The 12,850-nt window shown below is 63.8% G+C and carries 14 protein-coding genes; 2 read left to right on the plus strand and 12 right to left on the minus strand.

Going from position 1 to position 12,850, the window contains the following annotated elements; all coding sequences use genetic code 11:
- The 10 genes from B1964_RS12155 to B1964_RS12200 all read right to left on the minus strand — a co-directional run.
- A partial coding sequence (locus B1964_RS12155; protein ID WP_366664278.1) for a beta-ketoacyl synthase N-terminal-like domain-containing protein occupies window positions 1-728 on the minus strand: 728 nt, incomplete at its 3' end.
- Window positions 725-1,378, minus strand: a complete 654-nt coding sequence (locus tag B1964_RS12160) for a 3-oxoacid CoA-transferase subunit B (RefSeq protein ID WP_079929916.1) — start codon at window positions 1,376-1,378, stop codon at window positions 725-727. The genes B1964_RS12155 and B1964_RS12160, both read right to left, overlap by 4 nt.
- The gene (locus B1964_RS12165; RefSeq protein ID WP_079929917.1) at window positions 1,375-2,133 is read right to left on the minus strand and encodes a CoA transferase subunit A; all 759 of its coding nucleotides are present in this window, start codon (window positions 2,131-2,133) and stop codon (window positions 1,375-1,377) included. The genes B1964_RS12160 and B1964_RS12165 overlap by 4 nt, the downstream gene beginning before the upstream one ends.
- An 18-nt stretch (window positions 2,134-2,151) precedes the next feature.
- Entirely contained in the window at window positions 2,152-3,006 is an 855-nt protein-coding gene (locus tag B1964_RS12170; protein ID WP_079929918.1) for a CoA ester lyase, read from the minus strand.
- The gene (locus B1964_RS12175; RefSeq protein WP_079929919.1) at window positions 3,006-3,503 is read right to left on the minus strand and encodes a MaoC family dehydratase; all 498 of its coding nucleotides are present in this window, start codon (window positions 3,501-3,503) and stop codon (window positions 3,006-3,008) included. The genes B1964_RS12170 and B1964_RS12175 overlap by 1 nt, the downstream gene beginning before the upstream one ends.
- A complete protein-coding gene (locus tag B1964_RS12180) occupies window positions 3,500-5,506 on the minus strand; it encodes a biotin carboxylase N-terminal domain-containing protein (RefSeq protein ID WP_079929920.1) in 2,007 nt (668 codons plus the stop codon). Before B1964_RS12180 ends, B1964_RS12175 begins: the two co-directional genes overlap by 4 nt.
- Before the next feature lie 55 nt (window positions 5,507-5,561).
- Window positions 5,562-7,133 (minus strand): carboxyl transferase domain-containing protein, encoded by a 1,572-nt coding sequence (locus B1964_RS12185; RefSeq protein WP_079929921.1) that lies wholly within the window; start codon window positions 7,131-7,133, stop codon window positions 5,562-5,564.
- 152 nt (window positions 7,134-7,285) lie between these two features.
- On the minus strand, window positions 7,286-7,918 hold the full coding sequence (locus B1964_RS12190) for a TetR/AcrR family transcriptional regulator (RefSeq protein ID WP_079929945.1): 633 nt from the start codon (window positions 7,916-7,918) through the stop codon (window positions 7,286-7,288).
- Between the two features lie 635 nt (window positions 7,919-8,553).
- Complete coding sequence (locus B1964_RS12195; protein ID WP_079929922.1) at window positions 8,554-8,778, minus strand: hypothetical protein; 225 nt, start codon at window positions 8,776-8,778, stop codon at window positions 8,554-8,556.
- Window positions 8,779-8,881: 103 nt separating this feature from the next.
- On the minus strand, window positions 8,882-9,292 hold the full coding sequence (locus tag B1964_RS12200; RefSeq protein WP_079929923.1) for a YchJ family metal-binding protein: 411 nt from the start codon (window positions 9,290-9,292) through the stop codon (window positions 8,882-8,884).
- A gap of 152 nt (window positions 9,293-9,444) precedes the next feature.
- On the opposite strand from B1964_RS12200, the gene B1964_RS12205 reads away from it, so the two are divergent.
- A complete protein-coding gene (locus B1964_RS12205; protein WP_079929946.1) occupies window positions 9,445-10,641 on the plus strand; it encodes a CoA transferase in 1,197 nt (398 codons plus the stop codon).
- A 42-nt stretch (window positions 10,642-10,683) separates the two neighbouring features.
- A complete protein-coding gene (locus B1964_RS12210; RefSeq protein WP_079929924.1) occupies window positions 10,684-11,382 on the plus strand; it encodes an SDR family oxidoreductase in 699 nt (232 codons plus the stop codon).
- A 116-nt stretch (window positions 11,383-11,498) separates the two neighbouring features.
- On the opposite strand, the gene B1964_RS12215 is transcribed toward B1964_RS12210, so the two are convergent.
- Window positions 11,499-11,999, minus strand: coding sequence for a hypothetical protein (locus B1964_RS12215; RefSeq protein WP_139765709.1), 501 nt, complete (start codon window positions 11,997-11,999; stop codon window positions 11,499-11,501).
- A gap of 135 nt (window positions 12,000-12,134) precedes the next feature.
- Window positions 12,135-12,731: a MarR family transcriptional regulator gene (locus B1964_RS12220; protein ID WP_079929926.1), complete on the minus strand. Its 597-nt coding sequence runs from the start codon at window positions 12,729-12,731 to the stop codon at window positions 12,135-12,137.
- Window positions 12,732-12,850: the final 119 nt, after the last annotated feature.

A 12,850-nucleotide genomic window follows, 5' to 3' on the forward strand; every position in this document is an offset into this window, starting at 1 on the left:
ATGGTGCCGCCGGGGGAGAAGGCAGGTCGTAGCGTCGCGAGTGAGTCGATGCTGATGTCTTCCCGGATACCTTCGTCACGCTCGACGGTCACGGTCGAACGCCGCGAGCTCAGTTCGACGCCAACGACTTCTTCGGCAAAGATCCCCGAGGCCCACGCCTTGGCGGCGAGAATGTGTGACCGCTCGGCAAACGCATCCTGTTCGGCGCGGGTGACGTGCGAGTCCGACACTTCATTGATCTGCTCGGTGAGCAAGCCCATCGCCTGGTCGGTGAAGGAGTCGTGTAGGCCATCGGCGGCCATGTGATCGACAAGTGACGTATCGCCGTACTTGATGCCGGTCCGTGAGGTCAGAAGCATGTGCGGTGCACGGCTCATCGACTCCTGGCCACCGGCGACGACGAGATCTGCGTCGCCACACCGCAGCATCCGGTCAGCAGACACTATGGCGTCGATACCCGAGAGGCAGACCTTGTTGACCGTCAGTGCTGGCACGGTCAACGGGATGCCTGCACCCGCTGCTGCCTGGCGTGCCGGGATCTGCCCGGTACCTGCGGTGAGGACCTGGCCCATGATCACATGGTCGACGTCGACGGCGTCGAAACCCGACTTCTGCAGAGTTCCACGGATCGCGGTTGCGCCCAATTGTGCGGCGGTCGCTGTGCTCAGCGCGCCGAGGAGGCGGCCCATGGGGGTGCGCGCACCGGCGACGATGACCGAATGACTCATCGCGCCAACCCCTCGTCGAGTGTGGTGATGAGGGGTGCTGCGGTCGCTGCCACGACGTCGTGGACGGATACGTCGGGCGCGGTCTCACGTAGACGGAAGCCGGCGTCGGTGACGTCGATGACTGCGAGGTCGGTGATGACCCGGTGCACGACGCGCTGACCGGTCAGTGGCAGTGAGCATTCGCTGACGAGCTTTGACGAGCCGTCGCGCGAGCGATGTTCCATCAGTACGATCACGCGTCGAGCGCCGTGCACGAGATCCATTGCACCGCCCATGCCCTTGACCATCTTGCCCGGCACCATCCAATTGGCGAGGTCGCCCTTCTCGGACACTTCCATGCCGCCCAGCACGGCGGTGTCGATGTGGGTTCCGCGGATCATGCCGAACGACAGCGCGGAGTCGAAGAATGCCGCGCCCGGCAGCGTGGTGACCGTCTCCTTGCCCGCGTTGATCAGGTCGGCGTCGACCTTCGCATCGGCCGGATACGGACCAGTGCCGAGAATGCCGTTCTCCGAGTGCAATACGACCTCCACACCCGCAGGGAGGAAGTTCGGGATGAGAGTGGGTAGCCCGATTCCAAGATTGACGTATTCACCGGGGGTGATCTCGGCTGCGGCACGCGCGGCCATTTCGGTACGTGACCAGCTCATCGCGCGGCCTCCTGTGTTGTTCGCTTCTCAATCCGCTTGGACTGTGGGCCGGTGTGTACGACACGCTGCACGAAGATGCCCGGCAGATGGACCGTGCCGGGGTCGATTTCGCCCGGCGCGACGAGTTGTTCGACCTGGGCGATGGTGGTCCGCCCGGCCATGGCAGCGAGAGGGTTGAAGTTCATCGCCGACTTGTTGAAGACCAGATTTCCTGCAGTGTCACCGATTTCGGCGTGGACCAGTGCGAAGTCGGCAACGATCCCCTCTTCGAGGACGTGCGGTTTGCCGCCGAACTCGCGCACCTCTTTCGGTGGTGACGCGAGCGCGATCTGGCCGTCCGGGGTATAGCGCCAGGGCAACCCGCCGTCGCTGATCGGGGTGCCGACACCTGCCGGTGTGTAGAACGCGGGTATGCCACATCCGCCGGCGCGCATGCGCTCGGCCAGAGTTCCCTGCGGTGTGAGCTCCACTTCCAGTTCGCCGGCGAGGTACTGGCGTGCGAACTCCTTGTTCTCGCCGACGTACGAGGCCGTGATGCGGCTGATTCGTCTGTCGCGCAGAAGAATTCCGAGCCCCCAGTCGTCGACTCCGCAATTGTTGGAGTAGACGCGTAGGTCGTCGGCGCCCGTGTCGTGTAGCGCTTCGATCAGCGCGTCGGGTATGCCGCAGAGTCCGAATCCGCCGACGGTCAACGTGGCACCAGAAGAGATGTCGGCGACCGCGTCAGCCGCGGAGTCCCATACTTTGCCGGTCATGAAATCGATTCCGATCCTTCAGTGTGATGAGTTGGGGGTAGAGGGGGCGAGGGTGCTTGCCGCAGCGGCTGTGTGCCGGCGCAGGATCTGCTCGGCGTGCCGGATGACGGGCGCGTCGACCATTCGTCCCTCGAAAGCGAACACACCGCGCTCACCAGAAGCAGCGTCGAGCACACGGTGCGCCCATGTCACCGAATCGGGAGTGGGCGCGAATCCCTTTGCGATCGTTGGTACCTGGCTCGGGTGGATCGCCACCTTGACGTCGAAGCCGGACGCGACCGCGTCATCGCATTCCTCGGCCAGACCGACGAGGTCCTTGATGTCGAGATAGACAGAATCGATCGCGAGTGTGCCGGTGGACTTCGCAGCCAACAGAACCGAGCCTCTGACGTGGCGCGCCACGTCTCGGTACACGTTGGAAGGCGTACGACTCGACGTTCCACCGAGCCCCGCGATCAGGTCCTCCGCACCCCACATCACTCCGACGACAGAGTCGTTGGCGACGATCTCCGGGAGTCGCATCGCACCCAGAGGTGTTTCGATGAGCGCGACCACGTCGATCCCGTCGAGTGCCTCGGGTAGCTCGCCCGACTCACACTTGGGCAGCATGATCCGCGAATACGATGTTGCTGCCAGTGCTTCCAGATCTGGTGAGAAGTCCTCAGTGCCGTGCGGATTGATCCGCACGATGGTCAGTTCCGGATCGAGCGGGGTATCGATGAGTGCTTGTCGGGCTTCCGGCTTCTGTGCGGGTGCCACGCCGTCCTCGAGATCGAGAATGACGATGTCGGCTGCCGCAGCAGCCTTGGCAAATCTCTCTGGGCGGTCGGCCGGGCAGAACAGCCAGGCGGGGCCGCGGGGTTGCCAGGTCATCACGCACCCTCCGCGGGCTTCGAGCGGACGAGCGTCTTGCGGACCGCGCGAGCAACGACGACGCCATCCTGATTGCGCCCCGTGTGCGTGAATGTGACGACCCCTTCGCCTGGGCGACTGCGGGATCCGCGCTTGTCGGTGATCTCGGTCTCGGCGTAGAGAGTGTCGCCGTGGCGAACTGGGTGGGGAAACGTGACTTCGGAGAACCCGAGATTCGCCACGATGGTGCCCTGGGTCAACTGCGACACCGACAGTCCGACGAGGGTGGACAGGGTGAACATCGAGTTCACCAGGCGTTCGCCGAAAGCGGTGTGCTCGGCATACGCGGCGTCGAGATGCAGCGCCTGAGTGTTCATCGTGACGGCCGTGAACCAGGTGTTGTCGGCCTCGGTGATCGTGCGTCCGGGTCGATGCTCGTAGATCGTACCCACGTCCATTTCGTCAAACCACAGTCCGCGCTGGGTGATTCGTGGTGCGGCTTGGGTTGTATCGGTCATTGCTCTCCTCCTTCGGCGGTGGTCTCTGCGGCGGCGATGGTGGCCAGCACCTGATCGACGGCGACCTGCTGTCCCGGTGACACGAATACCTGGGCCATTCCGTCGATAGGACTGCTGAGGGCGTGTTCCATCTTCATTGCCTCGACGACGACCACGGTTGTTCCTGCCGTGACCACAGCGCCGTCCGCCACAGGCACCGAGATGACGGTCGCAGGCATCGGGCTACGCAACTCGGTCGAACCGGTGTCGCCGTCTGAAGTCGCAGCAGCGGTTGCCGCAGCTCGTAGGAGCCACGTTCCCTCGGTGGTCGAGACCCAGACGTCACGTCCAACTCGCGCGACCGAGATTTCCAGTCTCAGGTTGTCGACGAGCAACGACAGCCGATGGTGCGCGTCGTCCACCCACCTGCACTCCGCCACGGTCGTGAGTGCGTCACCGATGCGGGCTGTCGCCCTCTCGGGTGTTCCCGAAATCGCGACCTCGATGTCTTCGTCGCCGGCGTCCCATCGTGTGACGAAAGGTGCCTCGGAAGCGATTCGCCAGCCACTCGGCTGATTCCAGGGGTCGGTGCCCGCGCCGCTCCATTGTTCGAGCCACAGGGCGACACCCCCTGTGAGCCAAGCATGTTCGCCTGGCACCGGCGGCGAATAGACTTCGGCGCGCGAATCGAGCAGCGCAGTGTCGAGGCGGCCGGCCTGGACGTCGTCGTCGGCGAGTAGATGGCGAACGAAGTCGACGTTGGTCTGCAGGCCGAGGAGGTCGTACTCGGCAAGCGCGAGGTCGAGCTTCGCCAAGGCGGTCGCGCGGTCGGAGCCGTAGGCGATCACCTTGGCCAGCATCGGATCGTAATCGCTGCCGACAGACGAGCCTGCGACGATTCCGCTGTCGACTCGAACGCCGACCCCATGTGGTTCGGACAACGCGAGCACATTGCCACCGGTGGGAAGGAAGCCCGCGCCGGGGTCCTCGGCGTAGACGCGCGCCTCGACAGCGTGACCGGTGAGGACGATGTCCTCCTGTGCGACGGCGAGTGATTCGCCCTCCGCGACACGGATTTGCCATTCGACGAGGTCGAGGCCGGTGACGAGTTCGGTGACGGGGTGCTCTACCTGGAGGCGGGTGTTCATCTCCATGAAGAAGAACTCGTCAGGTGCGTCGGCCGACACGATGAATTCGACTGTGCCCGCACCGCTGTAGTCGACGCTGCGTGCCGTGTCGCAGGCTGCGGTACCTATGCGCGTCCTGGTCGCGGCGTCGAGCAGTGCCGACGGGGCCTCCTCGATGACCTTCTGGTGGCGACGCTGCAGACTGCATTCACGCTCGCCGAGGTGCACGACCTTGCCGTGGTTGTCTGCGAGGATCTGAACTTCGATGTGACGTGGGCGCGTGACGAACCGTTCCAGGAACAGCGTGTCGTCGCCGAACGACGACGCGGCCTCGCGTCGTGCACTGGCCAGAGCATCGGCCAGGTCGGCGGGTTGGTGAACGAGACGCATGCCCTTGCCGCCACCGCCGGCAGACGGCTTGACGAGTACCGGGTAGCCGACTTCTGCTGCGGCGCTTATCAGCTCGCTGTCGCTGAGTCCCGGACGTGCGATGCCCGGCACGGTTGGCACACCGAACTTCTCGACGGTCGTCTTCGCCGTGATCTTGTCACCCATGATCTCGATTGCGCGCGCCGAGGGGCCGAGGAATGAGATACCGGCGGACTCGCATGCCGCCGCGAATTCGGTATTCTCCGAGAGGAACCCGTAGCCCGGGTGGATTGCCTGAGCCCCGGTGCGTCGGGCGGCGTCTATGACCTTGACGATGTCGAGGTAGCTGTCGCGCGCAGCGGCCGGCCCGAGCCGCACCGCTCTGTCTGCGAGTTGCACGTGCGGCGCGTGGGCGTCGGCGTCGCTGAAGACGGCAACTGCCGTCTTGCCGAGGCGATGGAGGGTGCGGATCACCCGTACCGCGATCTCGCCGCGGTTGGCGATCAGAACCGTGTCGATGGTTGTCATGAGTGTCCTTGCTGTGACGGGTTGCGTTGGGGCAGAAGCCTGACCGGGGCTGATCTCACATTCGGAAGACGCCGTACGAGACGGGCATCAGCGGCGCATTGGACGCTGCCGAAAGGCCCAGTCCCAGAACGGTTCGCGTGTCTGCTGGATCGATCACGCCGTCGTCCCACAGGCGCGCTGTCGAGTAGTAGGCACTGCCCTGACGCTCGTATTGCTCGCGGATGGGTGCCTTGAACGCCTCTTCATCCTCCGTCGACCACTCGACACCTCGTGCGTCGAACTGGTCGCGGCGGACTGTCGAGAGAACCGATGCGGCCTGCTCGCCCCCCATCACCGAGATCTTGGCGTTGGGCCACATCCACAGGAAGCGTGGCGAGTACGCGCGTCCGCACATCGAGTAGTTGCCCGCGCCGTAAGAACCACCGATCACGACGGTGAACTTGGGTACGCGAGCGCAGGCGACAGCAGTCACCATCTTGGCACCGTGCTTGGCGATACCGCCGGCTTCGTACTCACGCCCGACCATGAAGCCCGTGATGTTCTGGAGGAACACAAGTGGTGTCGACCTCTTGTCGCAGAGCTCGATGAAATGTGCGCCCTTCATGGCAGATTCGCCGAAGAGGACGCCGCTGTTGGCGATGATGCCAACGGGGTGGCCGAAGATGTGCGCGAATCCGGTGACGAGGGTCTTGCCGTACTCGGCCTTGAACTCGGTGAATTCGCCTGCGTCGACGATCGCGGAGATCACCCGTCGCACGTCGTACGGTTTGCGGGAGTCGATGGGGACGATGTCGTAGAGCGAGCGCTGGTCGGCAAGCGCGTCACGGACGGGGATGCGGTCCCACGGCGTCGCGGCCCGGGGACCGAAGGTGGCCACGATCTCGCGGACGCGCTGCAGTGCTGCAGCATCGTTGTCGACGAGATGGTCTGTGACGCCGGAGATCTTCGAGTGCACGTCGCCGCCCCCAAGGTCTTCTGCCGTAACGATCTCACCCGTGGCGGCTTTGACCAACGGCGGCCCGCCGAGAAAGATCGTGCCCTGATTGCCGACAATCACGGCTTCATCACTCATGGCCGGTACGTAGGCGCCGCCCGCGGTGCACGAGCCGAGCACCGCCGCGATCTGCGGAATACCCGCGGCGCTCATCGTGGCCTGGTTGTAGAAGATCCGGCCGAAGTGCTCACGATCGGGAAACACCTCGTCCTGTCGGGGAAGGAAGGCTCCGCCGGAATCCGCCAGATAGATGCAGAGGAGCGAGTTCTGTAGTGCGATCTCCTGGGCGCGGAGGTGCTTCTTCACCGTCATCGGGTAGTAGGTACCGCCCTTGACGGTGGCGTCGTTTGCCACGACGACGCACTCGCGCCCGGCGATGCGTCCGATGCCTGCGATGATGCCCGCGCCGGGGCTCTCGCCCTCGTACATTCCGTCGGCGGCCAGGGGAGCGATCTCCAGAAACGGGCTTCCCGTGTCGAGCAGGCGATCGACGCGTTCGCGGGGAAGTAACTTGCCTCGAGCTACATGCTTGGCGCGTGCTCGTTCGCCGCCGCCGGCCGCCACGGCGGTCATACGGTCGCGAAGCTCAGCGACCAGCTCTTGGTGCGAGAGTTGGCTCGTATCTGTGGTCATCTCAACCCATCTCGATCTCAGTTACAGACGGTTAACTGTAATTCGCCGACCGTATCCGGATGTCTCGAGACGTATCAAGCAGTTTCGGTCATCTTCATCGCGTGGGGATAGCCGATGTCGCCGACGGTAGCCACGGCGGATAGGCGTCCGGTTCACTGTCTCTGAGTCTGACGCTGTGCTGCGTAGGCGGCGTGGTCGTCGAGGGCTGCCACGGGAAGAGCCACACGCAAGGCGGCGTCGCGAAGTGTTCGGGCGATCTCGGTGCGACTGTGCCGCCCACTGAGATGAGGTGTGCAATTGATGAGGCCGAAGATCGCCTGTGCCACAGTGGTTGCGGGCTCCCGGGAGAGATCGGTGCGGACCTCTCGCAACACCGACACCCAGAGGTCGACGTACTTGCGCTGTCGGGTCCGCACTTCGCGACGGGTCGCTTCTGGAAGGCTGTGCAGATCGCGGTCCTGCACGCGGATCAACGCCGGTTCGGTGACGGCGAATGCCACATGCATATCAACGAGTTCGACGATGGTGGACACGGGATCCGGCCAGGAGGCTAGGCATTCCTGTGCCTGATCGAGCAGTCTGCCGCTGATGTCGATCAGGAGTTCCGCAAGCAACGCGTCTTTGCTGTTGAAGTATCGATACACCGCCGGCCCGCTGATTCCGACGGCGGCGCCGAGGTCGTCGAGTCGCATCGAGTTGAATCCCCGCTCCGCGATCAATTCGGCTGCGATGTTGAGGAGTTCGCTCCTGCGCGCCAATTTGCGCTCCTGGCGCGGTGTCGTCATGCGCACGCAGCCTCCAGGTTCTGATCCAGATAGTCGAACGTCGACAAACGGGGCAGCAATGGCGACCATGCTCGCGCATGGTGGTGTCGAGGAGCTTCCCCGGAGCGGACAACTCTCGCGCGTGTAAATATCCATCAGGGATAGCCGCGTCATGTGAGATGGGTTCAAGATGAACTACGCGGCATCTCATGGTGTGTGCAGTGGCAGACCGCTTCGTGCGGGGTACGGTCCACCGCAACATCCGAGCACGGTAAGGCCACCGTAAAGACGATGTTGGCTGAACTCGCCGGCCTCGGGGTTCGCGTGGCGCGATATCGCGCGACTGATCAAAGTGAGCGTGCCGGCGAGGGTGGGCTGTGCCGGTGAGGTCGTCGCGCGCAGTGGTTTGAGGATGGAACGGCGAACGCGGTCAACCGACGACAGGATCGATCCATTTATTCTGTTGGGCAAGGGAATCGAGGTTCTCCACACCCCATCAGTTGGTCCGGCCACGGGCGGCCGAGCGTTGCTCGGGCGATCCGTCCACGAGGTCCCAGAGGACGAAGTCTATCGCTCGACTCAACCCGCGAGCTCGTCGAATGGGTTGCGGGTCGGTTGCGTCAGCATCGTGGGTCCGGTCCGTTGGGGCGAAGCAGTCATCGTGCAGCCCGGGCGATTCCCACCCGGGTGTTGAGTTGGGCATTCGGCGAGGTGGAGACGGGGTGGCCGAGATAGTCATCCGCCACCTTTGCCGCACCCGGGTGCATCAACGCGCCACCGGCGAAGTGGATGTCGAGATCTTCTGCGTCTCTGGTGAGTTCGGCGATGTTGTGCGTGATCTTCTCGAATCCGGGGGCGAAGCATGCTGAGGAAGTCCTCATCGTTGTCACGCTTGGGGTGTTCGGCCTCCGCCATGTCGACTCTGAGCGCCGACGCCGACGCCGCCGACGTCGACGACAACACCGTCGGCGACCTCGGGTGCGATCAGTCGCCCATAGCCTCGCCACTACGGTAGACCCACCAGCCGTGGTAGCGCTCGAGGTGGGCTAGTTCGCTGATGCTCGCGTGCTCCTGGCCGTCGCGCCGATAGGCGGTGTACGCCACGGACCCGGTGTCCTCTTGCGGACCGCCGCCGACCACGGCGTCGATGTCGAGCCAGTACCAGAATCGCCGCGCCGGTAGATCGAGTGTGACCGGTCGGGTCACGGGATGCCATGTCTGCAAGAGGTAGTCGTAATCCCTGACGACGTGCGCACAGAATCGTGTGCGCACCAGCGACTCGGCAGTGACGGCTCGTTTGTGCCCGGTCAGGATGGGTCGGCAGCAGTCGTCGAAAACGAGGCCGGATGTGCACGGACACCGGTAGGTCTGTTGGGTGTTCATGACGTTACCCATGCCGCACATCGTAGGACTCGAGGACCTCGGAGGGGCTCGATTCGATTATTTTCACTTAGTTGTAAGTAATTGACGAGCGAAATAAACCTGCTACTCTCATATGATCTGGTTCATTCCGACGGACGGAGATGGGGCAAGTCATGAGTGGTCCGATGAGTGGTGTGCGCATCGTGGACCTGTGTTCGATGATGTCGGGCCCGTGGGCCACCGACATTCTCGGCGACCAGGGCGCGGACGTGATCAAGGTCGAGGTGCCGGGAAAGGGTGACCATGTCCGGCAACTCGCGAATCAGTCGGGCGGCATGTCGGCAATGTTCGTCAACATCAATCGGTCCAAGAGGTCTCTGACGCTGGATCTCAAGTCCGACAAGGGTATCGAGATCTTTCGGCGCCTGGTGTCGACGGCGGATGTTGTGGTCCAGAACCTGCGCCCCGGAGTCGTCGAAAGGCTCGGGATCGGTTACGACGACCTGATCTCGGACAATCCCGAACTCATCTACTTGTCGATCAGCGGTTTCGGTGAACGGGGTCCTGCGGCACACCAGCGTGTGTATGATTCCTTGGTTCAGGCCTTGAGCGGATTGACCACTGTGCAGGCCGGTTCTGACAAGGCACGACCACGATTGATCCGAACCGTGTTGCCGGACAAGCTGACCGCGATCGTCGGCGCGCAGGCGATCACCGCTGCTCTGTACTCGCGCAAGGAGACCGGGCAGGGGCAGCACATCCGGCTCTCCATGCTCGATGCGATCCTGTCCTTCCTGTGGGCTTCGGATATGGGTGCCTATACATTCAGCGACAAGACCGTTCCTCTCGCCGAGGACGGAAGCTTCATTGACCTGATATTCGAGACCGCAGACGGATACATCACCGTGGCGACGAACAGCAACACCGAATGGGTGTCCATGTGTCAGGCGCTCGAGCATCCGGAGTGGACGCAGGACGAGCGGTTCAGCACCCCGGCCGGACGTACCGAGAACATAGATGCCCGCATGGCGATGGTGCAGGACGTGTTGCGCCACAGAACGTCCGCCGAATGGATTGCGGCACTGGATGCGCACGATGTCCCGGCGGCGCCGATCCTCAAGCGTTCCGAGGTGATCGAGCACCCGCAGGTGATCGCGTCGGAGACGATCACCGAGTACCGGCACCCGGTGGCCGGCGGAATCCGCCAGACGCGTGTTCCCGCGCGGTTCCTCGGCACCCCGCCGGCGCCCCCGCGGGGTGCGCCCACCCTGGGCGAGCACAATGCCGAGATCCTCACGGAGATCGGATTCGGTGGCGATGATATCGCGGCATTCGTCGCGAACGGAATCATCGGCGACGAGCACGCCCCTGTCCCGGCCTGACCACACCTGCCCGCCTTACTGGTCCGAAGGAGAACGAGAACAATGAGCACCAAACTGATTATTGGCGCCGACACGGGCATCGCAAACGCGATGACCCGGGCCCTTCACGCTCGCGGCGACTCCGTCGTCGCCGCGACTCTGAAGGGCGGTGCAGACCTGATCGGCGAAGGTATCGAGGTCATCCCCGACGTTGACGTCACCTCGGACGAGGCTGTCGCGACGCTCGCCAAGAAGTTGACCGAGCAGGACGTCACGGTGAGCTGGCTTGTCCACGTCGCCGGCGTGATGTTCCTCGACTCGCTTGAGACCTTTGACTTCGACGATGCCCGAAGGCAATTCGAGATCAACACCCTCGGACCGCTACGTGTCATCCGCGGATTGCAGAACAACCTCGCCGACGATGCGAAGGTGGGAATCCTCACGAGCCGTGTGGGATCGATCGGTGACAACACCAGCGGCGGCGACTACGCGTACCGGATCTCGAAGGCCGGCGCGAACATGGTGGCCCGCAACCTCTCCATCGATCTCGGCAAGCGCGGTATCGCGGTCCAGGCGTTGCACCCGGGTACCGTCAACACGCATCTGCTCGACGTCATGGATCCGTCGGTCAAAGAGCAGGCCGCCGCGGTACTGGTCACCCCGGAGTCGGCCGCCGCGGGACTTATAGACGTGCTCGACAACCTAACCCTGGAGACTGCTGGACAGTTCCAGCGCACCAACGGCGAAGTCCTGCCCTGGTGAACGACGTTGCCGTGTCACCACCGCCCCGGTGACACGGCGCCGATGATCCCGACATGCCACCACGGTGGCCTGTCGGGATCATTCCACCTCAGTCGAAATGACGTGGGTGCGGCCGTTCAGGCCTGTGGACCGGCCACGGCCGGCCGGCGGGAGATCTCCCGGACCGAGAACGGTGCCGTGGGCGGCAGGGACCCTAGGTGCTCGGCGTACAGATCCGCACCGAGCGATCGAAAAGCGCTGTCCACCAAGCGGAGATACCGCGCCATGATCACCCCGGACGCACCCACCTGCGCTGCGTGCTCGCGGGCTTGCGGCTTGGGGACGTAGACATGAACCGACAATTCATCGACGCGCCCTCTGTCGATCGTGTCGATTGGCGTGACGGGGACGACAGTTCGGAGTAGCCGGTCATAGGCCAGTTCGCGGTGGTCGAGGATCGCGAGATCCACGTCGTCGAGCCAGTACACCGCGCCGAGAGTCGAGCAGCCGTCGCATTCTTCGATACCCAGGAAGACGACGTCGCCTGACCACACGCTGCCGTTCTCGTCGGTGAGGATGTACTCGGGCCGACGACGGCTGTGCGCGCCCAGATTCCACTGGCGACGGTATCCGGGCAATCTCGCGGCAAACGGGCCATGTTCCGCTGAGACCTGGTGGCCCACACTGGCTTCGACGGAGCTACGGTCAACCAAGGATCCATAGCCGAACACCCACGGCATCGTGGTTCGTTTCCTTCCCGATGGCCGGAGCGATCAGCCCGCGGCCCTCTCGATACGGCCGCTGGGCGCTTCGAACTCCGACAACAGTGTGCGAAGGAGTGCGCGGAGGGCTTCTTCGTCTGCGGGTGCGAGCCGATCTCGGATCAGTTGTGATTCGTGGTCCATGAGGTCCGACACCACGGTATCGACCAACTCGACTCCCGCCTGCGTCAGCTCGACGTTGACCCGACGACGGTCCTTCGGGTGGAACTCCCGCGTCACGAGACCGGCCTTTTCGAGTTTGTCGAGCCGCCCGCTGATGCCGCCGGAGGTGATGAGTGCGGCCTGCGTCAGTTCACCGGCGGTGAGCCGGTAGGGCTTTCCGGCTCGTCGCAGCATCGCGAGGACGTCCAGGGTCACCCGGTCGGTACCGAGCTCGGCCAGGCGACGATTGCGTTCTTGCTCGAAGTACCGACCGATTCGCCAGATCCGGGTGATGATCCCCACCGAACTGACGTCCATATCCGGGCGTTCCCGCTTCCAGGACTCCTCGATGTCGTCGACCGCGTCACCAGTGGGGAGGTCCTCTGTCGTGGGCGCCGGGGCTGCTGTGGCGTCTGTCGATCGGCGCGCAGCCTTCGAGCTTGTCATCGCGGTGTCCTCTCTACCGGTGTGTTCTCACGCAACCCTACGCGCTCTCATCTACTGACGAGCAAGAAGAACTCCCGGATATGTAGTTCGTTCGAGCGGAATTTGGTGTGTCAGCGTTC

Source organism: Gordonia sp. i37, from assembly GCF_002043085.1.
Classification (GTDB): domain Bacteria; phylum Actinomycetota; class Actinomycetes; order Mycobacteriales; family Mycobacteriaceae; genus Gordonia; species Gordonia polyisoprenivorans.